18 protein-coding genes are annotated in these 22,932 nt (G+C 59.0%); 7 read left to right on the forward strand and 11 right to left on the reverse strand.

The genetic code is table 11. The features are described 5' to 3' along the window. Positions 1 to 8: 8 nt before the first annotated feature. Positions 9 to 653 (forward strand): VTT domain-containing protein, encoded by a 645-nt coding sequence (locus AC1RMF_RS00325; protein ID WP_342618145.1) that lies wholly within the window; start codon positions 9 to 11, stop codon positions 651 to 653. Continuing rightward, complete coding sequence (locus tag AC1RMF_RS00330; RefSeq protein WP_493138649.1) at positions 623 to 1,846, forward strand: MFS transporter; 1,224 nt, start codon at positions 623 to 625, stop codon at positions 1,844 to 1,846. The genes AC1RMF_RS00325 and AC1RMF_RS00330 overlap by 31 nt, the downstream gene beginning before the upstream one ends. Positions 1,847 to 1,871: 25 nt before the next feature. Here AC1RMF_RS00330 and AC1RMF_RS00335 read toward each other — a convergent pair whose 3' ends face one another. Then, complete coding sequence (locus AC1RMF_RS00335) at positions 1,872 to 2,363, reverse strand: MarR family winged helix-turn-helix transcriptional regulator (protein ID WP_493138651.1); 492 nt, start codon at positions 2,361 to 2,363, stop codon at positions 1,872 to 1,874. Between the two features lie 52 nt (positions 2,364 to 2,415). Between AC1RMF_RS00335 and AC1RMF_RS00340 the strand changes: the two genes are divergently transcribed. Next, positions 2,416 to 3,690, forward strand: coding sequence for an MFS transporter (locus AC1RMF_RS00340; RefSeq protein ID WP_493138653.1), 1,275 nt, complete (start codon positions 2,416 to 2,418; stop codon positions 3,688 to 3,690). Positions 3,691 to 3,708: 18 nt separating this feature from the next. On the opposite strand, the gene AC1RMF_RS00345 is transcribed toward AC1RMF_RS00340, so the two are convergent. Together AC1RMF_RS00345 and AC1RMF_RS00350 are read right to left on the reverse strand one after the other, a co-directional pair. Next, the gene (locus tag AC1RMF_RS00345; RefSeq protein WP_493138655.1) at positions 3,709 to 4,554 is read right to left on the reverse strand and encodes a D-hexose-6-phosphate mutarotase; all 846 of its coding nucleotides are present in this window, start codon (positions 4,552 to 4,554) and stop codon (positions 3,709 to 3,711) included. Next, the gene (locus AC1RMF_RS00350; protein WP_493138657.1) at positions 4,551 to 5,162 is read right to left on the reverse strand and encodes a DJ-1/PfpI family protein; all 612 of its coding nucleotides are present in this window, start codon (positions 5,160 to 5,162) and stop codon (positions 4,551 to 4,553) included. The genes AC1RMF_RS00345 and AC1RMF_RS00350 overlap by 4 nt, the downstream gene beginning before the upstream one ends. A 110-nt stretch (positions 5,163 to 5,272) precedes the next feature. Here AC1RMF_RS00350 and AC1RMF_RS00355 point away from each other — a divergent pair, with 110 nt between their 5' ends. After that, positions 5,273 to 5,638 (forward strand): DUF4406 domain-containing protein, encoded by a 366-nt coding sequence (locus AC1RMF_RS00355; RefSeq protein WP_493138659.1) that lies wholly within the window; start codon positions 5,273 to 5,275, stop codon positions 5,636 to 5,638. Here AC1RMF_RS00355 and AC1RMF_RS00360 read toward each other — a convergent pair. The 8 genes from AC1RMF_RS00360 to AC1RMF_RS00395 form a co-directional block, all read right to left on the reverse strand. Then, positions 5,635 to 8,997, reverse strand: coding sequence for an EAL domain-containing protein (locus AC1RMF_RS00360; RefSeq protein ID WP_493138661.1), 3,363 nt, complete (start codon positions 8,995 to 8,997; stop codon positions 5,635 to 5,637). The two genes, AC1RMF_RS00355 and AC1RMF_RS00360, sit on opposite strands and share 4 nt — an antisense overlap. Positions 8,998 to 9,147: 150 nt before the next feature. Further along, positions 9,148 to 9,780, reverse strand: coding sequence for a response regulator (locus AC1RMF_RS00365; protein WP_493138663.1), 633 nt, complete (start codon positions 9,778 to 9,780; stop codon positions 9,148 to 9,150). Further along, positions 9,777 to 11,219: a response regulator gene (locus tag AC1RMF_RS00370; protein WP_493138664.1), complete on the reverse strand. Its 1,443-nt coding sequence runs from the start codon at positions 11,217 to 11,219 to the stop codon at positions 9,777 to 9,779. Before AC1RMF_RS00370 ends, AC1RMF_RS00365 begins: the two co-directional genes overlap by 4 nt. 66 nt (positions 11,220 to 11,285) lie before the next feature. Next, the gene (locus AC1RMF_RS00375; RefSeq protein WP_493138666.1) at positions 11,286 to 11,756 is read right to left on the reverse strand and encodes a hydrogenase maturation protease; all 471 of its coding nucleotides are present in this window, start codon (positions 11,754 to 11,756) and stop codon (positions 11,286 to 11,288) included. Then, positions 11,753 to 13,270 (reverse strand): Ni/Fe hydrogenase subunit alpha, encoded by a 1,518-nt coding sequence (locus AC1RMF_RS00380; RefSeq protein ID WP_493138668.1) that lies wholly within the window; start codon positions 13,268 to 13,270, stop codon positions 11,753 to 11,755. The genes AC1RMF_RS00375 and AC1RMF_RS00380 overlap by 4 nt, the downstream gene beginning before the upstream one ends. Before the next feature lie 11 nt (positions 13,271 to 13,281). Then, positions 13,282 to 13,869 carry an NADH-quinone oxidoreductase subunit B family protein gene (locus AC1RMF_RS00385; protein ID WP_342618133.1) on the reverse strand — a complete coding sequence of 196 codons (588 nt, stop codon included), beginning with the start codon at positions 13,867 to 13,869 and terminating at the stop codon, positions 13,282 to 13,284. After that, the gene (locus AC1RMF_RS00390) at positions 13,866 to 14,594 is read right to left on the reverse strand and encodes a 2Fe-2S iron-sulfur cluster-binding protein (protein ID WP_493138670.1); all 729 of its coding nucleotides are present in this window, start codon (positions 14,592 to 14,594) and stop codon (positions 13,866 to 13,868) included. Before AC1RMF_RS00390 ends, AC1RMF_RS00385 begins: the two co-directional genes overlap by 4 nt. Continuing rightward, a complete protein-coding gene (locus AC1RMF_RS00395; RefSeq protein ID WP_493138672.1) occupies positions 14,591 to 16,381 on the reverse strand; it encodes an NAD(P)H-dependent oxidoreductase subunit E in 1,791 nt (596 codons plus the stop codon). Before AC1RMF_RS00395 ends, AC1RMF_RS00390 begins: the two co-directional genes overlap by 4 nt. 835 nt (positions 16,382 to 17,216) lie before the next feature. Here AC1RMF_RS00395 and AC1RMF_RS00400 point away from each other — a divergent pair. From AC1RMF_RS00400 to AC1RMF_RS00410, 3 genes are all read left to right on the forward strand, one after another. Next, positions 17,217 to 17,702 carry a hypothetical protein gene (locus AC1RMF_RS00400; RefSeq protein ID WP_493138674.1) on the forward strand — a complete coding sequence of 162 codons (486 nt, stop codon included), beginning with the start codon at positions 17,217 to 17,219 and terminating at the stop codon, positions 17,700 to 17,702. 93 nt (positions 17,703 to 17,795) lie between these two features. Next, positions 17,796 to 20,837 carry a beta strand repeat-containing protein gene (locus tag AC1RMF_RS00405; protein WP_493138676.1) on the forward strand — a complete coding sequence of 1,014 codons (3,042 nt, stop codon included), beginning with the start codon at positions 17,796 to 17,798 and terminating at the stop codon, positions 20,835 to 20,837. 215 nt (positions 20,838 to 21,052) lie between these two features. Beyond that, positions 21,053 to 22,900 (forward strand): response regulator, encoded by a 1,848-nt coding sequence (locus AC1RMF_RS00410; protein WP_493138678.1) that lies wholly within the window; start codon positions 21,053 to 21,055, stop codon positions 22,898 to 22,900. The last annotated feature ends 32 nt before the right edge of the window (positions 22,901 to 22,932 follow it).

Consider the following 22,932-nt stretch of genomic DNA (forward strand, 5'->3'; position numbering starts at 1 on the left):
CGAAGGTTATGGACATTCTTCCCCAACTCCTTGATTTCATTCTGCATGTCGACAAGCATCTGGAGCTTTTTATCCAAAACTACGGCTTGTGGGTGTATGCGTTGCTGTTCCTGATTATTTTTGTGGAGACCGGGGTGGTGGTCATGCCCTTCCTGCCGGGCGATTCGCTGCTGTTCGTGGTGGGTGCCATGTGCGGTGCGGGGCTGATGCACTACGGCTACTCGGTGGCCTTGCTGCTGGCCGCGGCCATTCTGGGCAACCAGTCCAACTACACCATTGGCCGTTTCATTGGACCCAAGGTTTTTCACTGGGAAGATTCGCGCTTCTTCAACAAGAAGGCCTTCAACCAGGCGCATGCGTTCTATGAAAAGTACGGTGGCATCACACTCGTTGCGGCGCGTTTCATGCCTTTCCTGCGCACTTTTGCGCCTTTTGTGGCCGGCGTGGCGCAGATGACCCGTTCACGTTTCATGGTGTTTGATGTTCTGGGCGGCACCTTGTGGGTGGTGGGCATCATCAGTGTGGGTTACTTCTTTGGCAACATTCCCTGGGTCAAACTGCATCTGGACAAAATCATCTGGGCCATGATCCTGATCCCGGGCTTGGTCATCCTGGCGGGCGCATGGAAATCACGGCGCAAGACGGCGGCATGACAGCAGCGCATTCGCCAATGTGGCGCCTGGGGGTGGACATGCCGCAGCACCGCAGGGTGTTTGCATGTTTCTTCCTGTATTCGTTCTGCATGGGCGGTTTCTTTCCACGCCTTGCTGAGATCCAGCACGCCATGGGCGTAGGGGAAGGCCCTTTCGGATTGGCACTGATTGGCGTTGCCGCCGGAACCCTGATTTCGCTTACCTTTGGTGCCAACGTGATCGAACGGCTGGGGCACAGGCGCACCCTGCTCTGGCTACTGCCGTGCCTGCCCATCTTCTACGTACTGGCCTCGCTGGCGACTTCGCCGCTGATCATGTTTTGCTGCCTGTTTCCTGCCGGGCTGTTGATTGGCTCGGTGGAAGTGGTGGTGAATCTGGAGGCCGATCGCGCCGAGCACCAGAGCGGGCGTCGCCTGATGAATCGCTCGCATGCGTTCTGGAGCATTGGTTTTTTCACTGCAGCGGCTCTGGGCGCCCTGATGGCCTATCTGGGCGTGACTCCGCTGCAGCATCTCAGCGGTGTGGTGGTGCTGGCACTGCTGGGTACCGCCTTGTTGCTGGGCAAGTTTGAAGCGGCGCCTTTGCGCGAAGCCGATCACAACCATGCGCAGGCTGAGCCACAGCGTTTTGCCTTGCCAACCGCTGCCATTCTGGTGTTGGTGGTGGTCACTCTGCCTGCCATGGTGCTGGAAGGCGCCGGTTTTGACTGGTCTGCCATCTACATGCGAAACGTGTTTGGCACCAACGCATTCTGGGGAGGGGTGGCGGTGGCCACCGGTGCCGCCGCGCAGGCCCTCACGCGCTATTTCGCCGACGGCTTTGTGGAGCGCCACAGTCCGGTCACGGTGGCGCGCATTCTGGTCAGCGTATTGGCAGTGGGCGATGTGCTGGTGTTCGTGTCACCGGTGCCCTGGCTATCCTTGCTGGGCTTTGCCTTGCTGGGTGTGGGCAGCAGTGCCATCTTCCCCCTGGCCATGTCAGCTGCGGCACAGCGCACCGATCGGCCTTCCACGGTGAACGTGGCCTCGCTGGCGCAAACTGCGTTCGTGATCTTTCTACTTGCGCCGCCACTTCTGGGCTATGTGGCGCAGAGCTTTGGCATCCGCTGGTCCTTTGGCATTGCGCTGCCTTTGGTGGTGGCGAGTCTGTGGCTGAGCCGCGCCATGGGGGCTTCGGGCGTGCGACGCTCCTGATAATGGCCGTGCCTAAGGCACGCCCTCAAGCAGCCTCAGCCGATTCTGTTTCCGGTTCCTCATTCATGCGTTCCAGGCACTCGTCAATGACGGCGTGCAGACGGCTCACCAGATCCTCACCCACCCGCTCGTTGAAAGCCAACTGAGCGCGTTTCCATTCCCGTTGGGACAGCGCGCGCTTTTCACGTCCCAGTGCCGTGATGCTGACCAGGCGGCTACGTCCGTTCTCGCCGGGGCCGACCGATACCCAGCCCTGCGCCACCAGCGGTTGCAAATTGCGGGTCAGGGTGGATGCGTCCATTTCCATGGCATGGGCCAGATCGCCCGGGCGAATCGGCCCCAGCGTCTGGGTCTGGGACAGCAGCGAATACTGCGTGGTCTTCAGCCCGGCGTGGGCAACGATGGCATCAAAGTGCTGGCTCACCCGGCGCGAAAGTTGACGCAGCTTCTTGGCGCTGCAGCCGCTGGGGGCGGTATGCGGGCTGCTTGCCTTCACAGAACTTGACTTGGTTTTCATGGCATTTGATTGTATCTACAATATTTGTATATGCAACTGTAATGGAATGCCGATGATTGCCCAATTCACCACTTCTATGCTTCAGCGCCGTGGCGTCCACTACGCCTGGGTGATTGCCATCGTCACCTTTCTGGCGATGCTCACCACCTCGGCTGCGCTAGGACTTCCCGGCGCCATGCTGCAACCGTTGAGTCGTGAGTTCGGCTGGACCACTGACCAGCTTTCATCGGTTTTTGCGGTGCGCTTTGCACTGTTTGGCCTGTTGGGGCCGTTTTCTGCCATCTTCATTGCGCGGTTCGGCCTGCGCCGCATCATGGTGGTGGCCGCTTGCTGTATTGCCGTGGCAATGGCCTTGGCCACTGGCGTGACGCAGCTGTGGCAACTGTTTTTGCTATGGGGTGTGGTGCTGGGTTGCGGTACCGGCCTCACGGCGCTGGTTCTGGGAGCCATGGTGGCCAACCGGTGGTTCACCACCAATCGCGGGCTGGTTGTCGGTCTGTTTGCGGCCAGCACCGCCACTGGCCAGCTGCTGTTTCTCCCGGCAGCGGCCTGGATCATCGAGCACATGGGCTGGCGATACGCGGTGCTGCCCGTGGTCATTGCGTGCGGTGTAGTGGGTGTGTTGGCTACGCTCTTCATGCGTGACCATCCGCAAGAGATAGGCCTGCGCCCCTTTGGTGAACCCGAAGGCAAGCCCCATGAAGCGGCTCCAGCGCCTCTGCCCATGAACTTTTTGGGGCCGTTCACGATTCTGGCGGAAGTGGCAAGCAACAAGGTCTTCTGGATTCTGGCCGCCAGCTTCTTCATCTGCGGCCTGAGTACCAACGGTTTGCTGCAGACCCATTTTATTTCGCTGTGTGGCGACAACGGCCTGAGTGCAGTTCCAGCCGCATCGGTGCTGGCCATGATGGGTGCCTTTGACCTGGTGGGAACCACGCTGTCGGGCTACCTGTCTGACCGCTATGACAACCGCAAGCTGCTGTTCTGGTACTACGGTTTGCGCGGCCTGTCGTTGTTCTGGCTGCCGTTTTCAACCTTTACGTTGTATGGGCTCTCGCTGTTTGCCATGTTTTACGGACTGGACTGGATTGCCACGGTGCCCCCCACGGTCAAGCTGGCGGCGCAAACCTTTGGCAAGGAGCGGGCGGGTCCGGTGTTCGGCTGGGTGTTTGCTGCGCACCAACTGGGCGCGGCCACTGCGGCCTACGGTGCCGGGCTGACCCGCACGCTGTTGCTGACCTACAACCCCGCATTGTTCGCCGCAGGCGCAGCCTGTTTGCTGGCCGCCGTGCTGGTGATGCGCATACGACGGGCAGTGCCCATCTAGTCCCTTGGTTGTGCGGCGTTAGCGGGCCGCGCGAATGCGTTGAGTACCGGTCCACACCTGGGCCGCACCCAGCGCCACGGGGCGCCCGATCTGGGCAGCTTCCACGCACAGAAAGTGCTGGTAGCCATCTGCAGGGAGGTCCGGGGGAGGGGTGGCCTTGCTGCCAGGGTTCCATACCACCACATCGCAAAAGCCCGATTGCTGCAAGTCCATTCGCCCTGAAGCGGACTGCAGCTGCAACTGATTGGGCGCGTCATAGTAAATACGGTCTATGGCTTCCAGGGGTTTCAACGCCACATGGCGCTTCATCACCATAGGTTGCGCCTCGGTGGTATCTTCAAAATCGGATCCGTCCAGACCCGTGAGGTTGACACTCTGAATGGAGCCCACCGCCAGATAGGTATGTAGCGCCGCCTGGAAGCTGAAGGTTTCGCTTCCGTCATTGCGAACCGTCAGCGTCATGGCCAGGCTGTCGTCCTGCAACCCAATATGGAGCTCGCAGCCAAAGGCATAGGGCCAAAGGGACTTGATGACCTTGTTGCCAGGCAGCGAAAGTGTGGCACTGGCTTGGTTGTCCAGTGGCTGCGTCTCAAGCAGATTCCAGGCGCTGGTGCGGGCGAAGCCATGGCGCGGCAGCACGCCGCGCGTGTTGAACTGCGGGAACACCACCGGCACGCCGCCCCGAATGGCCTGGCCTGGCTCGAAGCGTGTGTTGGGACTGAGATAAAGCTGCTCCACGCCCGTGGGACTGGTCCACGATACGACGTGGGCACCATGGAGTGTGACCGTGGCAGTTGCGCCGTTGCTGGCGCAGATGCGTACTGCGGGCAGGCCATGAAAGAGGCAGTGTTCGAGACGGTTCATGGGGCTGTTACAGGCAGGTAGGGGGTGATGTTTGCCATGGCGCGGTCCACATAAAGCTCTTTTTCGCCGACCGGTGCCACATAGTGCATGGCTGATTTCGCTGCGTCCAGACCTTCCAGGCGGGCAATCACCCAGGCGGCCAGATACTGGGATGACAGGCATCCGCCCGCGGTCGCCACGTTGCCGGCTGCATAAAACGGCTGGTTCAGCACGTCCACGCCGGCCTCCTGCACCCAGGGTTTGGTGAGCAGATCGGTGCAGGCAGGAATCTTGTTCAACAGCCCGAGCTTGGCCAGCATCAGGGTGCCGGAGCACTGCGCGCCTATAAGCTGCCTGGCAGGGTCCAGCTTGAGCTGCGCCATGATGTGCGCGTCGTTGGCGATGTCACGGGTCTTCATGCCGCTGCCGAACAAAACGGCATCCGCATCACTTGCCTGTGCCAGACTGGACTGCGCGTGCAGAGTGACACCGTTCATGGAGGTGACCGTCTCGGTGGGGCAGGACAGGCTGACCCGCCAGTCCGGTTTTTTCACCCGGTTCAAAATGCCCAGGGCAATCAACGAGTCAAGCTCGTTGAATCCGTCAAAAGTGAGTATGGCGATATGCATGCCGTCACTGTAACCGGCACGGAAGAAATTTTTTTAACCTAGACTCGGCCGGTTCAGAATCTGCGGTCGGTTCGATCTTCAAGAAAGCGGGGTTGGCGGTGGCGAAACGTATGTTGATATTGATTTCCGGTCCCTACCTGACGGGCACGGATGGTGACCCAGTCAAGGTGGCGAAGAATCTGGCCGCCATGGAGCAGATGGCCCTACCGATCTTTGAGCGGGGTCACCTCGCATTGGTAGGTGAGTGGCTGGCCTGGCCCGTCATCCGCGCTGCGGGTGGTCTTAGTCATAACGATGCCGTATTCAAGACCTACCAGTACCCGGTTGCGCACCGACTGTTGGGCCGATGTGATGCGGTCTATCGCATCCCGGGTGCCTCCAATGGTGCAGACATTGAGGTGGCCAAGGCCAGGGAGATGGGTTTGCCTGTCTACACCAGTCTGGACGAAGTGCCCTACGTTTCCGAAGGCGACTAGGCCCCTATGTTCTCTGGCGCGCGGTAGCTTGCAAGCCACGCCTGGAAGGTCTCTGAGGGCATCGGCCTGGCGATGAAATAGCCTTGTGCGATGTCGCATCCTAGAGCAGAGAGCATGTTCCAGTGCTCCTGCGTCTCCACACCTTCGGCCACGGTCCTGTGGCCCAGGTCATGTACCAGATCGATGGTGGATCGCACGATCATGGCCGAATCGCGGTTGTTTCGCATGGCAGCTACGAAGGACTGGTCGATCTTGATGTAGTCCACCGGTAATTTTTGCAAGTAGCTGAGTGACGAGTATCCCGTTCCGAAATCGTCCACATAGAGTGGCACGCCTTCGTCGCGCAGGGCGTGCAACACCCGCAGGGCGTATTCGGCATCGTCCATCACGGTGCTCTCGGTGATTTCGGCTTCCAGCAGTCCGCGAGCCACACCGCGCTCGGATTGCCAGAGGCGGAACTTGTCGAACAACTGTTCGTCACGGAAATTGCGGGCGGAGAGGTTGACGGCAATGGGCAGGGCGCAATCTTGTGTCTGCCAGGCCTGCAAGAGGTCGAGCGTGGTGATGACTAGCCACTCGGTCAGTGGTTTGATCAACCCGGTCTTTTCCGCCAAGCCAATGAAGACACCCGGCGCCACCAGGCCGAGCCGAGGATGCTGCCAACGTACCAGGGCCTCGGCACCGCACACCTTTCCACTGGAAAATTCCACCTTGGGTTGCAGGTAGAGTCGCATCTGGCCACTTTCGATGGCGCGTCGAAGCTCGCCGGCCATGCTCAGCCGTTCGATCTGGTCCTGTTGCTGGCCCGGGTCAAACACGCAGCGGCTCACACCCCTGGATCTGGCCTGGAACAGTGCCTTGCCCATGCCGCGCATCAGATCCTGGGCGGTAGAGCCATGGTCGGGGTACAGCGCGATGCCAGCCTTGGCCGTCACATCCAGCTCAATGTCAGCGATGGCAAATGGGGTCGACAGGCTGGCCTCCAGGGTCTCGGCCAGTGCCAAGGCCGCCGCCGCATCGCAGGCTGCGGTCAGGACGGCGAACTCGTCGCCACGCAGGCGCGCAACGATGGCCGTCTCTGGTACGCTGTCGCGTAGGCGTCGGCCAAAGTCCCGCAGCACCTGATCGCCGTGGTTGAAGCCCAACACTTCATTGATTTCACCCAGGCGTTCAATATTGAATTGCAGGATTGCCACGGGTTCCTTGGCAGAAGCGACGCGGCCCACGGCTGCTTCCACTGCTTCGGTGAATTCAATAGCGTTGGGAAGGCCGGTAAGCGTGTCGTGTCGCAACATGTGATGCATTGCGGCCTGCACACGGGCCTGCCCATCGCGGGCGCGCAGGGTGGCGATGCCAAAAGCCAGGTCGTCAGCCAGCTCGGTCAGCAACGTGATTTCGTCGTCGTCAAAAGTGTCGGGCTCCGGGTCGTAAATGGTCAGCGCGCCTATGACGTCTCCGTCCACCCGCAAGGGGCAGGACAGTCCCGACTTCAACCCTTCGAGCCGCGTGGCCCAGGGCGCGTGATTCAGGTCCGACTGCATGTTGCGTACCTTTTTCACCACGCCTTCGCGTATCGCGGCAGAGGTCACACTGTTGCCCAGCGTGCTGCTGTGCGGGCTGAGGCCGAAGGTCTGCAGCATCTCCATGCCGCCGGGGTAGCCGCATTCCGCGATCGGTCGCAAAGCGGCCTGCGGATCGCTGCCCTTGAACCAGACCACGGCCATACCGTAGCCACCCGAAGTGACTACGGCGCGACACATGTTCTGCAACAGATCTTCTTCGTTGTAGGCACGCAGCATGGTGCGGTTGCCACTGCTGAGCGTGCGCAGTGCGCGGCTGACGTGCTCCAGATCCCGGACTCTTTGTGCCAGCTCGCCATTGAGCGATTGAATGCGGTTCTCGAAGAGTTTGCGCTCGGTGACATCGGTGCCCAGCACGTAATAGCCTGTCACCTCGCCATTGTCATCCTGTCTGGGGATGTAACGAATGGTTTGCCAGGAGTTGGTCGTTGGTTGCCAGTCGTAACTTTGGGGCTGTCCTTCCAGAACCTTGTCGACCAACGGGCCGGCGACTGCATAGCGCGCTTCGCCAAGAATCTCCCGCACCGTGCAACCGGAAAGGTCATCGCGCTCGGGCGCAAAGTGTTCCCTGTATTGGTTGTTGACGTAGACGTAGCGGCGCTCGGTATTCACATAGGCGATGAGGACCGGCACTGCCCGCATGATGCTGCGCAAATGGGTCTCGCTCTCGTGCAGCCGCGCGGTGCGGTCACGCACATGCGAAGCCAGAAGGGCGTTTTGATCCCGGATGATTTTTTCTGCCATGTGCTCGGCTGTCACGTCCCGAAAAATCAGGACAACGCCACGTATGGCGCCATCGGTTCCCTTGATGGGGGCGGCGCTATCGGCAATGGGATGCTCGGAGCCATCGCGTGCAATCAAGGCCGTATGGTTCGCAAGGAGCTGTGGTTCCCCCGTGGTCAGCACCTTGGCGATAGGCACTTCAGCCGGTGCTCGCGTGCCCTCGTGAATGATGTGGAACACTTGTTCCACAGGGCGCCCCATTGCCAGTTCCACTGGCCATCCTGTGAGTTGCTCGGCCACTGGATTCATGCGTGTAATGTTTCCACGGACGTCGGTTGTCACCACGCCATCGCCAATGGACTGCAGTGTGGTGGAGAGGTTTTCCTCGCTGTCTGCCAACGCGCGTTGGCTAGCTTCCGTTTCGTGCAGTTGCCGGCGTATCAGCAGGTAGGTGGCCAGCAGCAGAGCTGCCAGTGCAACTGCCACCAAGGCACCCGCGCGTACCTGGGTCTGGCGTGCATGGTCATGTGCCGCTACGCGTTCGTCCAATCGTGCCCGTTCCTCTGCATCCATTTCCTTGAGCAACTCGTAGGTGCGCGCGCGTGTGGCACGCAGCGGTGCCGTGGCAACAAAGGCACTGGCAGCCGCTTGACCCTGGGTTTTGCGCAGCTCTTCAATCCGTTTGGAGAACGCCAGACGCTGGTCCATCAGCCGGCGCAGCTCAGTCCAGTGTTGCAGCAGCTGGGCATTGTCACCAATGGATTGGCGCACTCGTTCCAGCGCACGTTCGCGTGCCGCCGCCGCCTCATCACGTTCTACAAGGCTCTGCGGGTCGCCGGTCAAGCGAAAGCTCTGTGTGGTCAATTCGGCCTGCAGCGTAAGGGCTCGTATGTTGGTCAGGTCGTTGATGATTTCATGGGTGTGGGTCACCAGGCGGGCCGCCACTGTGGCGTCATCTGCCACTTTCCAGGTCGAAGCCGCAAGTACTGCAACCACCACCATGGCCGTACCGAATGCGGTCACCACCTTGGTTTCGAAGCGGTTTGAGAGGGTCACGGTCTTTCCTTGCATATGCGTTGCCCCAGCAGTACCTGAAGCATGGAATGCATCATGCTTCCAAGCAGGAAAGACTGCTATCGGAAAGGTCGTTATTACGGGCGGAATTTTCCGCCCTGCATCGGAATTTTCTGAATGCCGGAGCCAGACTCAATCCCTCAGGCCGTGTTCGACCGCATACAGCACGAGGTCAGCCAGACTGCTCACTTCGAGTTTTTCCATGATGCGCGTCTTGTGTGAACTGACGGTTTTGTTGCTGACGCACAGGGCAGAGGCAATTTCGTTGTTGCTCAGACCCTTGACGAGAAGGCGCAAGACCTCCAGTTCCCTGTCCGAAAGACCTTCATGCGCGGCCTTTTGCTCGGAACGCGCGGAATCGAACACCATTTGCTGGGCCATTTCGGGTGCCACAAACCGGCCACCCTGGGCCACCTTGCGGATGGCCGCAATCAGTATTTCCGGTTCGCTTCCTTTGGTGACATAGCCGCGTGCGCCGGCCTTGAGCGCTCTGGAGACGGCCTGCACCGTGTTGTGCATGCTCAGCACAATGATGGGTTTGTCCGGGAAATGCGCGTTGATGCGTGCGATCAGATCCGGCCCGCTCAGTCCGGGCATGTTCAGGTCGGTCAGCAAGACGTCAAACTCCAGCGACCTGAGCAACTGCTGCAGTTCGGCGCCGTCCACGGCTTCACCGACCACTTCAATTCCTTGCGCCAGCGCCAATATCTGTTTAACACCGTTGCGCACAATGGCATGGTCTTCTGCAATGAAAACCTTGATCATGGTGCTGTTTCCTGTGCTTGCAGGCCGCAGGGAATGCTCAGATAAATTTGTGTGCCCATGCCCACCTCGCTGGAGATTTTGAGAGACCCGTTCAATGAAATGGCACGCTCCTGCATGCCAAGAATGCCGAAGGTCTTCTTGCCGCTTCGGCTTTGCACATCGAAACCGCAGCCATCATCGCTGATTGCCATGGAGACCAGCCCTTCTTTGCACTGGAGCAGGACATCGACGCGCTTGGCCTTTGCGTATTTGGTAATGTTGGTCAGCGATTCCTGAAAGATGCGGTAGACCACCATGGAGCGGGTTTCGTCTAGAACCAGATCCCGGTCCTTGATGATGAGAAAGCAAGGCACCTTGGTTTGGCGCACAAACTCATCGCGCAACCATTCGATGGAGGGCACCAGACCCATGTCCATGGCCGTGGGGCGCAGATGTGTCGCAATGCTGCGTACTTCGTTGATGGCTCGGTCCGTCATGGATGCCATGCTTTCGATTTTGGTGTCCAGGTCAGCAAATCGGTTTCCAAATTGCATGCGCACCAGGGAAAGTTCCATGCGCAGCCCGGTGAGCACTTGGCCGAACTCGTCATGCACTTCCCGCGCAATCGACTTGCGTTCGTCTTCGCGGGCCATTTCAATTTTGACGGCATAGTCGCGTAGCGTCTGGCGCGACTCCTCAATGTCAGCGAGCATGCGCTTGCGGTCTGTGTTGTCCTGCACGACGATCACAAACAAGCCGCCGTTAACAGTTCTCAAGTGCCCGAACATCACATCCGCAGTGAATGCAACCCCATCACCGCGCCTGCAATTCAGCTCCACAATGCCCAGGGGGACTTCGGGCGCGTCTAACGTGTCGCTGGGTGTATAGGCTTGTACATGGTGCGGACCATGCGGGATGAACTCTTGCAAGGGCTTGCCCTGCATCGCGGCGCGCGGCAGATCAAACAGCTGCATAGCAAGCGCATTGACCTGGACGATATGAAGGGACGGATCCGCAATCAGGAAGGCAATAGGGGAGAACTCTATGACGTCCCTGAAATTGCCTTCCAGACTGCGTCGTTGGCGGTACATGGCAATGTGCACCTTGACCCGGGCAAGCAGCGCATGGGCCTTGATGGGTTTGGCGATGAAGTCCGCGCCGCCAACCGCGTAGGCCTGGATTTCCGCCTCGACGTCGTTTTCCGCCGTCAGGAAAATGACCGGTATGTGCCGCGTGAGTTCCGATGCCTTGAGCCGATTGCACACCTCAAAGCCATCCATGTCGGGCATACGCACATCCAGCAGGATCAGATGCGGCGTGTCCTGTGCCGTCATGGCCAGCGTGGTCTTGCCGTCTTCGGCGGTTTCGACCCGATAGCCTGCCTTCTCCAGAATGGCAACCGCCAGCCTGCGGATGATGGCGGAGTCGTCCACGACCAGGACCGTACTCTGACTTTGCATCTGCCTCCCGGTGTTCGCTAGAGTGGTGTACGACGCCATTCTGGCAGCTTTTGGAAGCCTTGTTGGCTATTTGAGCAGTGCCTGGGTCCAGTCCATTGCCCACTGCGCGGCAGCTTCCAGATGCTGCTCAGCGACCGCCGTCATGGGTTCACCCAGCTCGAAGGATGAAGCGCGTATGGCCAAGACCGTTGCGAGCGGCGGGGCTTGGCTCTGCACCGTCACAAAGACCTGCAACAGCGCCTCGGGTGAAAGGGCGTGGCTGCTGATGCTGCTGTCCTGCCGGGGCCGCGCCTGGCGCACCTCAAACGGCGCAATGCAGTCCACACTGGCGTCGATGAAAAGCACGTGCTTGCGGCCCACCAGATCCAGCGCGAATTCCACCTGCAACTGGTAGTCTTCCAGGAACTCCACCCTGTGCATCAGGTGTGGTGGCAGCGCCTCGCGCAAGGCGGTCAGGCAGCGCGGCCCCAGTGCATCGTCGCCGCGGCTGAGGTTGCCCCAACCCAGCACCAACAGTTCAGGTGGGGCTGGATTCATGCCTGCAGGCCGACCGGGCTGCAGATATCGGTGCGATTCAGATGGCCCTCGCTGCCTTTTTGTACCCGGTCCAGTACCTGGCCTTGGGGGTCCAGCAGTGTGACGTCCAGCGGCATCTGCCCCAGAGCATGGGTAGCGCAGGACAGGCAGGGGTCATAGGCGCGTATGGCCACCTCAATATGGTTGAGCAGTCCCTCGGTCAGCTCGTGGCCGCTCAGATAGTCGCGGGCGACCGCGCGCACTGCCTCATTCATGGCTTGGTTGTTGTGCGTGGTGGAAACGATCAGGTTGCAGCGGGTGACGAGGTCATCGTCACCCACGTCGTAGTCGTGAATCAGCGTGCCACGCGGAGCTTCAATCATGCCCACACCGCTGCGCCGCCGCGTGCCCGTGGTCACCAGATCGCCGCTGAGCAGGGCAGGGTCCAGCAACAGCTCGGCGATCACTTCCGCCGCGTGCAGCATCTCAATCATGCGTGCCCAGTGGTAGGCCAAGGTGGCATGCACCACATCGCCTTGCCCCCAGGCCACAAAGGCCTGCCGCTCGGCTTCCGCGCGCGGCGTGGGGATGAAGTCGCAGTTCTGCACCCGCGCCAGGGGACCGACACGGTACCAACCCTGCTCGCGGCCCAGGCTGCGCAAATGCGGGAACTTCATGTAGCTCCAGGAGCGCACTTCTTCCTCGATCAGCGAGAGGTAATTCTGGTCGCTCACACCGTCAAACAGGATAGTGCCCTTGTCATCGCGAATACGCAGCACGCCGTCATACAGCTCCATGGCGCCATCTGCGCGCACCAGCGACATCATGTTGGAACGGAAGCTGGCAAAGTTGCTGTAGAGGTTGCGGTGGTTTGCATGCAGCTGTTTGGCAATGTCCACTGCGTCCTGTGCCCAGGCAAGCATCTGCGGCATATCGCGCAACAGGGCGTCTCGCTCTTCGACCGTCACCAGTTTGTTGATGCCACCTGGCACAGCGCCCGTGCCATGCACTCGCTTGCCGGACGTGATGCGAATGACCTCCTGCCCGAATTTGCGCAGCAGGATGCCTTTCTTGGCGACCTCCGGGTAGGCCTGGGCCACACCCACGATGTTGCGCTGGGCTACATCCGATTCAAAACCGAACAGCAGGTCGGGCGACGACAGATGAAAGAAGTGCAGGGCGTGGGATTGCAGCATCTGTCCGTAATGCATCAGGCGACGGACACGGTCGGCGCTGGCAGTCACCGGCACCGCACCCACGATGCGGTCAAAGGCCTTGGCTGCTGCCAGGTGGTGCGACACCGGGCAGATACCGCACAGCCGCTGCACCATGACCGGCACTTCCCAATAGGGGCGACCCTCTATGAACTTTTCGAATCCGCGGAACTCCACAATGTGCAACCGTGCCTGCTGCACCACGTTGTGCTCATCCAGCAGAAGCGTTACCTTGCCGTGGCCCTCTACCCTGGACACCGGGTCTATGGCCACGCGTCGCAGGCCTTGCGGGTTGGCGGCAGTTTCCATTGCAAAACTCATGGCGCTCATTCCTAGTCGTAATGGATCAAGCCGTGGCCCAGCGTGGGCGTGCGTCCGGCGATCAGGTCGTTCAGAAAACTCCAGATTGCGTCGCCGGAAGGCGGGCAGCCTGGCAGAAAGTAATCGATATGCACGACTTCGTGGATGGGGTGTACATGGTTGAGCGGTAGCGGCAGCTCGGGGTCGTTGGGAATCTGATTGCCCACGCTGCCCCCAGTTTGATTGCAATACACGTCACGCAGCATCTGGCCTACGTCGCGCTGGTTACGCTGGGCCGGCAGGCCGCCATTGATGGCGCAAGCACCCATGGCTACCAGCACCTTGCAGTGCGCGCGGAATTCACGCAGCACTTCCACATTCTCTGCATTGCACAGACCGCCTTCGATCAAGCCGATATCGCAGCGCCCAATGTGCTTGATATCTGTGAGCGGGGAGCGGTCAAATTCCACCAGCTCCAGCAGCGGCAGAATGCGCTCGTCGATATCCAGCAATGACATGTGGCAGCCAAAGCAGCCCGCCAGCGACACGGTGGCCAATTTCAGCTTGCGCGGCGCATGCAGTGGCTGTTGCGCTGCCGTGTCGTTCAATGCGGCGCTCATGTCTGGCCTCCTTCCACCTGCTCTGAAATGGGTTTGGCATCGAACCGGCGCTGCCCAATGGGCACCTGGAAGCCGCGACGTTTGTGCAGTATGACGCCGGTGGGGCAGATGTCGGCGGCACGGTCGGTTTCGGCAAATGTGCTGTCGCCTAATCTGCCGCTGTTGCTGTTGACCAGCAAATGTGTCTGGATGCCGTGGCCGCCAATGGCGAACACATTCTTGTGGTCTGCCTCGTGGCTGGCGCGCACGCACAGTCCGCACAGGATGCAACGATTGAGGTCCAGCATCATGTCGGGGTGGCTGGCATCCACCGGACGGTCCGGGTAAAACTCTTCGAAGTGCGGTCCCTCCATGCCCATGGCATAGGCCGTGGCCTGCAGGCCGCAATTGCCACTCTTCTCGCACGAGGGGCAGAAGTGGTTGCCCTCCACAAACAGCATCTGCAACATGGTCTTGCGCTGGCTGTTGAGTTCGTCGGTGTTGCTCTCCACCTCCTGGCCAGATGCGGCCTGCACCGTGCAGGCTGCGCCGGTGCGCCCATTGACCTTGACGGTACAGATGCGACAGCTGCCAGTGGCCCCAAATTCAGGGTGCCAGCACAGATGCGGGATGTAGTGTCCGGCACGTGTTGCGGCCTGCAATATGGATTCCCCGTTGCCGAATTCGACTTCTTCACCATCCAGTGTGAAAGTGCCGGGGGTGAGTGCATCAATGCGGTTGCTCATGCCAGTGTCTCCAGGTGTGCGCCAGAGTCATCACGCCCGGTGGCCAGACGTGCTTGCGATAGCTCAGCGTCCATGTCAAAGCCAGGCGCAAAGTGCAGTGATTTCAGATGCCGCTCGTAGGCCGGACGGAATTTTGCGATGGTGTCGCGCAGCGGATTGCAGGCAGCCGCGCCCAGGCCGCAGTGCGTGGCGCCGTGCATAAGCTTGTCCAACTCATACAAAACCTGGATATCCTCGCTGGAGCCATATCCCCGCTGGAGTTTGTCCATGCGGCGCACAACCAACTCGGTACCTACGCGGCAAGGGGTGCAAAAGCCGCAGCTTTCGTGTGCGAAGAATTGGGCAAAATTGCGCGCCACTTCAAACATGTCGCGACTGCGATCAAAGACCATGAATGCGCCTGCGGTGGGCACGTCCTCAAAGCCGATGTGGCGGTTGAACTCCAATGCAGACAGGCACACTCCCGAGGGACCACCGACTTGCACGGCCTGCGTGTCGCGCGCACCGCAGTCTTCCAGAATGCGGCCGATGCGCGTGCCCATCGGGTACTCATACAAGCCTGGGCGTTCACAGTCGCCGCTCACCGAATGGATTTTGGTGCCTGTGCTTTGCGGCGTGCCGATCTTGCTCCACCATTCACCGCCATTCAGTGCAATGTGCGTGGCAGCGCAGAATGTCTCCACGTTGTTCACCGTGGTGGGCTGGCCCAGATAGCCAGCCTCTACCGGGAATGGGGGGCGAATACGGGGCGTTCCGCGCTTGCCTTCCAATGATTCGATCAACGCCGACTCCTCTCCGCACACATAGGCCCCGGCTCCCACATGGATCTCGATGTCAAAGTCGAAGCCAGCAAGACCTTGTATGGACTTCCCCAACAGTCCTTGGTTGCGTCGACGCTGCAGAACCGCCTCCAGATGGTCCAACAGATAGCGGTATTCGCCACGCAAATACATCAGACCTTTTGCCGCGCCGACTACCAACGCCGCAATGGTCATGCCTTCGATTACCGTGTCGGCATAGCTGGCAAGCAGGACGCGGTCCTTGAAGGTTCCCGGTTCCCCTTCGTCGGCATTGCAGACCACGTAGTGCGTGGAGCCGACAGCACGCCGGCACAACTGCCATTTGGTTCCCGTGGCAAAACCGGCGCCACCACGACCACGGAGCTTGGACTTCTTGATTTCATCCAGCGTGCCCTGAGGTCCCCGCGCAATCGCCGCAGCAATGCATCGGCCTGGCACTGGCTGCGGCCCCAACTTGATGTCGGTCAAGCGGATCTGGTCTTCAACTTGAAACCATTCCGCGGGCCATTGCGACACCGGCACCTGCGTTTCAATCAGCGCTGCCACATGTTCAATGCGTGCAGGTGTAAGCCGCGTCACTACATGGTGATGGTTGATGATGGCGGCAGGTCCTTGGTCGCACATGCCGGTGCAGGACGTGGGTGCTACGCTCACCCGTCCGTCAGTACGCATGGTATTTGGCACAACACCCAGTCGTTGGCATAGCAACTGCATCAGCGCAGTGCTCCCGAGCATGCGGTCCGTGATGTTGTCGCTGAACAGCACACGATATTGGCCTACGGGCTCTCTGTGAAAGAAGCGATAAAAGCCTGCAACTCCTTCCACATGGCCCAGTGGCAAATGCAGACGTTCCGCTATGGACTGAAGTACAGGACGAGCCAGCCACTGTTGTCGCTCCTGCACTTCGCGCAACACCTGCACCAGTCGGTGCGCAGCGTATTGGTGGCGCTGAAGGATTGCGTCAATTACGGCTTCTGGATGGCTCATAGCTGCTGAACTCCCTGTCATACGGTATGGATGACGTTGCTGAGAGAGGTTTTACCATAGACCGCCAAAAAGGGCGCGCGCAGCAGGGCGTCATGTGAAAAGACGGATGCATTCCGCTCTATTACAGCCCACACCTTTTCCTTCAGTGAAATTTACATTCTTCGCATCTATCAAGGCCACTGAGGCATACCAATAGCGCAAAAAAATTCTGAAGATTGTTTCGTGGCAAACAGTCTTCAAGACTAAAAGTGAAGCGTCCACCTACGATTTGCCTGGTCTGTTTTCAAGAGGTAAATCAAAGATGGGCTTCATAGCTTTGGCGCAGGTAGTTTTGATATGGGTTGCAGTATCAATCCCCGTAAGTCTGGTCGTTGGAAATTGCATTGCAGCCAGCGGTTTGACGGAATAGATCTTGATCAGCGGATTCAGGTTACCTAAGTGCTTGAGTGCGCTTGAAACCTGATTCGTCTGGCGTCCCTCAAGTGCGCTTTGTAATTAACCATTTACAAAAGTATGCGTCCGGGACTCGTCTCGAAACAATCCGTTCCAACCAGCTGCTCCTCGTTTAATGGCGCGCCTGAAATGGCCACAGCTAGGACTTGCCGGTAGGTGTCATCCACCAAAGCGTTCGACAAATGATTGGTGATTGACAAGCAATCGATATGAAAGGGTTCTTATGACGAACACAGTAATAAACGGTATCAAAGGTTGGTCAGTGCGTACGGTGAAGGTTATGGTATTTTGCCTGGGTGCGGCTCTGGCTCTATCTGCTCAGGCACAGGTTAAGACTGACGCAACCGCCACTCAAAAGGCAAACCCTGCAGAGAAGTCCCCAGTGTCTGTACATCTTGAGCAATTCAAGGTGCAGCGTAGCGAAAAAGGCGAAGAGAAGTTTTTGGCCGCCGAATCGGTAAAGCCGGGTGATGTCATCGAGTACCGCGCGACCTACACCAATGTAAGCAAGAAGCCCGTCAAGGCCTTGGTAGCCGTATTGCCGTTACCTGAAGGACTTGAGTACATCCCCGATTCCAGCAAACCCGCAGCTCCGGCCGCAGAGGCGGCCGCCAAAGACGGTCGCTATGCGGCACAGCCGTTGGTGCGAGAGGTCAAGGGCAAAGACGGGAAGGTACATACAGAGCCTGTCCCCTACTACGAATACCGCTCACTACGCTGGAACGTGGGCGACTTGGTTGTGGGCAAGGCATTTGAAGTTAAGGCTAGGGCACGGGTGGGGACTTCCCAGCCAGATGCTCAGCCACAGGCAGCGCAGGCTCCTCCCAGGGGCTCCGTGTCGCCGACTTCAGTTTTGGCGGCTCATTAAAGAGCCACTTGAACTGAGGTCTTTCATGGACCCCAGCAGCACGGAGAAATCCGCCCGTTGTCTGGGTTTTTTTTCGCTTGAGAAAGTGCACATATGAGAAACAGTAACTCGGCGCAGAGTTTCGCTCTGAAAAGACTGAAGGCTCTGGCATTGGCAGTTGGGTTCGGTGCCGTGCTGGGGGCAGGGGGGGTATCCCAATCTGCCCATGCGGCCACACCACCCGCAAACACTGCAATATCCAACGTGGCAACCGCCAGCTATACCGACGGCAATGGGGTACAGCAGACGGCTACGTCCAACGTGGTTCAAACCATTATTCAGCAGGTCGGAAGCTTTACGCTTTCTCCACCTACTGCAACACCGGCCGCCGCCACCGGCTCGGGCTATACCAAACAGGGGGCACCAGGCTCCACCATCTATGCCCAGTACACTTTGACCAATACGGGTAACGGCAGTGATTCCTTCACTATCGCCGTAACCGACAAGAACAACACGGGGTCATTTGCCTCAACGGCTGTATATCCCGATGTGACTTCTAGTGGTCAGCCCAGCAGCACCACGCCTGTGAGCGGTGCGGTCACTGTGGGGGCTGGCAGTACCTACACCTTCGTGGTTGCCTACACCATTCCAGCATCTGCAACCGGTAGCTGGACAGATCAGGCAGACGTCAAGGTGACGGCGGCCGGGACCACGTTGGGATACAGCAATCTCACACTGACCCGTACTGATACCGTGAATGCGACGACGAATGCCGCCTACTCTGTCAATACTTCGATAGCGCTTCCGTCTTCGGGCGCTCCGAGCTATTGGACGGGTGGCACTGCAGCAGCGTCACCGGTCAGTGGCAAGGTTGGTACCTACACCGCTTACACCATCAACTATGTCAATAACGGTGGCACTGCCGGGCCGGTCTATATCAAGGATCAGTTGCCCGTAGGTTTCACTTACGTGAATGGCTCAGGTGCATGGAATGGCGCAATCGGTACCGCTTTGTCTGACACTGACACCTCCAACCCTTCCGGTATTTCCTACAAGGTGGGAGCGTATAGCGCCTCTACCGGAACGCTGGTGGAAGCCGTCGTGCAAAACGTGCAACCGGGTCAAAGTGGCACCATCAGCTTCCAGGTTCTGGCATCTGCAGGTACCGCTGGAGCTAATACTCTGGTAGGCACCGCCAGCACCAACAACACAGCCGCGTTTACCACGGGTGTTCCCACTGGTGCGAGCTGCACTGCAGGCAACTACACGGTGGCAAACTGCAATGGCTCAACCACTGTGGCAACCAACGCCGCTCCGTTTACGGTGCTGGCAAGCCGCGGTGTCATCATGACCGGTTCCGGTGATGGTGGTGCAGTAGCAGCTACCAGCGGTGCAGACGCAACAGCACCTTCTGGCGGAAATGCAGCCGGTGACGCTTTGGGCAGCAAGGACGTTGTGACGGTGTCCAGCGGAGTTCCCGGTGCTGCCATACGTTACACCTTCAAGGTCTATAACAAGGGCAATGACGTTGACACATTCCTGCTCAGCCTCAGCACTGCTTCAGGAACCAACACATTCCCCTCTGGCACAACCTTCAACTGGTTCCAGTCTGATGGCGTGACTCCATTGTTGTCCACCGCTGGCAAACCCAGTGTGGATACCGGTCCGTTGGCCGCTGGCGCAAACACCACGGTCGTATTGCAGGTAGTGGTTCCCGCTGCCACCCCTGCACCTGCTACAGGCGCTCCGCTGTACACCGCTACTGTGCAGGCACTCTCGGTTAACGACTCCACAGTCGAAGACGGTGCCAAAGCCCAGTTGACCAGCTTGAGCGCTGGCTACATTGACTTGACGCAAACTGTACTGGCCGGTACAGCTGGTTTGGACCAAGGTCCTGGCAGCACAACCGTTGTGCAAGGCATCGCCGTCACCGCCGGTGCTTCGGGCAATAACTCCAGTGCAGCCAATGGCCCCACTCCTGCTCCTACAGCGTCCGCTCTGGGCAGCGCAGTGTTCAAGCTCTACGTCAACAACAACGACACAGGCGCCCTGGACTTCGCGTTGTCGGCCAGCTCTACCAACAGCTTCCCTGGATCGCTGCCGGCCGGCTGGACGGTTGACTTCTACACCGATGCAGCTGCGGTCACCCCCGCTGGCGGTACAGCCGGTGCCCGTACTACGGGATCCATTGCAGCAGGTTCCTCCGCCACGATCTATGCCAAGGTAACGCCTCCGTCCAACGCATCTGCCAACACCTACGATGTATTCTTCCAGGTGAAGTCCACGACCAATGCGTCCAGTGGAGCACAAGTTAGCGATTACCTGCGCGACCAAGTCGTTGTTGCAGTTGCCAGCACTTACAGCATGAATCTCGCCGCCAATGGTGCTTTGCAATCGGCTGGTGGCGGTTCTGCGACCTATGCGCACAAGCTGACCAATACCGGAACCAGCACCTGTGGCTCCGTAGGTACGCCTCTGACCTTGACTGTTGCAGGTCTGCCCAATGGATGGACTTACTCTGTCTATGTGGACACGGGCGTTATCGGTGTTATCGACGGTGAAACACCTTTGACTGGTACTGGCTCCGGTGGCACCAGCCCATACACACTCCCGACTACGGTTGCTGCGGGTGGCAACATTCCTCTGTTGGTTCGTGTGTTCCCGCCAGCTGGCGCCTCGGTTGGCGATGTGGGTAACGCCACCATCACCGTGACAGATGGCAACAGCCCTGGCTGCGGCACCACCATCGTGACCGACACCACCACAGTGGTTGCCAATGGCCAACTGCAGGTTACCAAGTACCAGGCTTTGAGCAGCGGCACCTGCGGAACATGGGTTGAGCCCACATTGTCTTCCAACATCAACACTGCCAAACCTGGCGACTGCCTGATGTACAAGTCTGTGGCAACCAACCTGGGTACCACTGCGGTGACCAACGTGTCCCTGAGCGATCAAGTACCAGGCTACACCACATGGGCTGCAACCCAGCCGTCTGGTGGCACACCGGCCTGCACTACCTCTACCGGCCACACCGTGTCGCTCTCCTCGGTGAGTAGCGGTGCCGCCGCGGGTACGACGTTTGTGTGCGGATCTGAGACCAGTCTGCCACCCAACGGAACCATGACTTTGCGCTTCTCCGTGCAAATCAACCCTTAAGCAAACCTACTGAATGAGTAGCCACCGCCCCTTCGCAAGAAGGGGCGGTTTGGGGAACCTTGTTCCTTTCTTTTTAAAGAAGCCTATTCGGGTTCTTCAAAAAGAATGATGCGGCAGTTGACATTGGTATTTGGACTACACATGAGACTCTTGCAAGACACCAACTGGCGGACGCTCGCCATGCTACGCAGCTTCAAGAGCTATGCGGCCTTGGTTTGCTTACTTTTGGGGGCCTGCACATCCATGTACGTGTGCAGGAACGCACGCCTGCAGAAGTCGTGCTGCGCTTCGAGGTGAGCGATACCGGCATAGGATTGACCGAAGAACAGATACCCAGACTTTTCCAGAGTTTTGCCCAGGCCGACAGCTCTACAACCCGCCAATACGGTGGCACCGGCCTTGGATTGGCCATCAGCAAAAGTCTTGCGCAGGGGATGGGCGGCGAGGTGGGGGTCAGCAGTGTCTTTGGCAAGGGCTCTACCTTCTGGTTCACTGCCCGCCTTGGCCTTGTGGCGACTACGGGTCGGAGCCTGGACTCCATTGCTGTTGATTTGCATGGCAAGCGTGTGCTGGTCGTCGACGATAACGAGGACGCAACGTTGATATTGTGCGAAATGCTGGATGCGATGCGCTTTGTGGTGCAGCATGCCAATAGTGGAGAGCGCGCATTGCAGATGATCCAGGCGGCCCATGATCAGAACTCTCCATTTGATTTTGTGCTGATGGACTGGCTCATGCCAGGTATGGATGGCCTGGAAACCATACGGGCGATCAAGGCGATGCCACACAAGGTGGTGCCATTTGTTCTGATGGTTACTGCGCACAGGCGCCAGGAACTGGTGCGCAGTGCCGAGCTGCTGGGCGTGGAGCACGTTTTGGCCAAGCCCGTGAGCAGCTCTCTGTTGCTCAACACCATGATGGAGGTCGCAGGGAAAGCGCCGCCGCCGCCCATGTCTCTACAACCCGTGCCTCAGAGTGCGCGGGACAAGCTCGATGCGAAGCTGCAGCAGCTCAGGGGGGCACGCATTCTGCTGGTAGAGGACAACGTCCTCAATCAGCAGGTGGCTTATGAACTGTTGACCGATGCCGGCTTTGAGGTGGACATCGCGGAAGATGGACAGAAGGCGGTGAACAACGTGGAAGCACGCGCACTGGAGCACCTTCCCTACGATCTCATTCTCATGGACATGCAAATGCCGGTAATGGATGGCGTTACTGCTACACGTTTGCTGCGGCAAAACCATGGCGCCAAGGAACTTCCCATTTTGGCCATGACCGCCAACGCCATGCAGGCAGACCGGGATCGCTGCTTGGAGGCGGGGATGAATGACTTCATTTCCAAACCCATTGCGCCTGCCCAGTTGTGGGGATCCTTATTGCGATGGCTTACGCCACGTGATGGGTTGGGTCAGAAGGCCGACTTGGGCAAAGTGCAACAGGTAGATGTGCCGCACGGCTCCAAACTACAGGTCCGGTTGCCGGCCCACATTGACGGTCTGAATATGGAAAGTGGGCTTGCACTCATGGGCCATAACGAGGGTCTGTACCTCCGAACGTTGCAGTCCTTTGTTGCCACCCAACAAGGGGCCATAGAGGATATGCGGCGATCGCTGCAAACCGCGCAGGTGGCGTTGGCGGAACGGCAGGCGCACACGCTCAAGGGACAAGCGGCTTATCTGGGGGCGACTGGTCTGCAGCACTCTGCAGGCGAGTTGGAGGACATGCTCAGAGACGAGGCAAGAGATGCTGCCGGAATTGAGCGCACACTGCAGACTGCGGCGCAGCAACTGCACGCCTTATTGACATCTGTGCGTAGGGCATTGCCCAATCTGCAATCTGACGGACCTGAGCCGGTGGATGCGGCCGTCGTGACACACGGGCAACTTGACGCGCTGATGCTTGAAATGCAGCGTCTGATTCAAGGCAACGATCCCTATGCACTCGATGTTCTGGAGCACAACAAAGGTGTATTGCAGCGCCATCTGGGTGACCGATTTACCGAACTGGAGCAGGCCTTGCAGGGTTTTGATTTCGAGACTGCCGCCAAGTCTCTGAATAAATAAAGTGTTTGCGGCGCAATATGAGCCCCTGATCT

It is taken from the genome of Rhodoferax sp. GW822-FHT04A08 (assembly GCF_058801025.1).

Coding starts and splice junctions, on each gene's coding strand:
- AC1RMF_RS00340 (WP_493138653.1), top strand. CDS start 2,416: ATGATTGCCCAATTCACCACTTCTATGCTTCAGCGCCGTGGCGTCCAC.
- AC1RMF_RS00325 (WP_342618145.1), top strand. CDS start 9: ATGGACATTCTTCCCCAACTCCTTGATTTCATTCTGCATGTCGACAAG.
- AC1RMF_RS00405 (WP_493138676.1), top strand. CDS start 17,796: ATGAGAAACAGTAACTCGGCGCAGAGTTTCGCTCTGAAAAGACTGAAG.
- AC1RMF_RS00355 (WP_493138659.1), top strand. CDS start 5,273: ATGTTGATATTGATTTCCGGTCCCTACCTGACGGGCACGGATGGTGAC.
- AC1RMF_RS00380 (WP_493138668.1), bottom strand. CDS start 13,270: ATGAGTTTTGCAATGGAAACTGCCGCCAACCCGCAAGGCCTGCGACGC.
- AC1RMF_RS00370 (WP_493138664.1), bottom strand. CDS start 11,219: ATGCAAAGTCAGAGTACGGTCCTGGTCGTGGACGACTCCGCCATCATC.
- AC1RMF_RS00365 (WP_493138663.1), bottom strand. CDS start 9,780: ATGATCAAGGTTTTCATTGCAGAAGACCATGCCATTGTGCGCAACGGT.
- AC1RMF_RS00385 (WP_342618133.1), bottom strand. CDS start 13,869: ATGAGCGCCGCATTGAACGACACGGCAGCGCAACAGCCACTGCATGCG.
- AC1RMF_RS00375 (WP_493138666.1), bottom strand. CDS start 11,756: ATGAATCCAGCCCCACCTGAACTGTTGGTGCTGGGTTGGGGCAACCTC.
- AC1RMF_RS00395 (WP_493138672.1), bottom strand. CDS start 16,381: ATGAGCCATCCAGAAGCCGTAATTGACGCAATCCTTCAGCGCCACCAA.
- AC1RMF_RS00350 (WP_493138657.1), bottom strand. CDS start 5,162: ATGCATATCGCCATACTCACTTTTGACGGATTCAACGAGCTTGACTCG.
- AC1RMF_RS00390 (WP_493138670.1), bottom strand. CDS start 14,594: ATGAGCAACCGCATTGATGCACTCACCCCCGGCACTTTCACACTGGAT.
- AC1RMF_RS00330 (WP_493138649.1), top strand. CDS start 623: ATGGAAATCACGGCGCAAGACGGCGGCATGACAGCAGCGCATTCGCCA.
- AC1RMF_RS00345 (WP_493138655.1), bottom strand. CDS start 4,554: ATGAACCGTCTCGAACACTGCCTCTTTCATGGCCTGCCCGCAGTACGC.
- AC1RMF_RS00335 (WP_493138651.1), bottom strand. CDS start 2,363: ATGAAAACCAAGTCAAGTTCTGTGAAGGCAAGCAGCCCGCATACCGCC.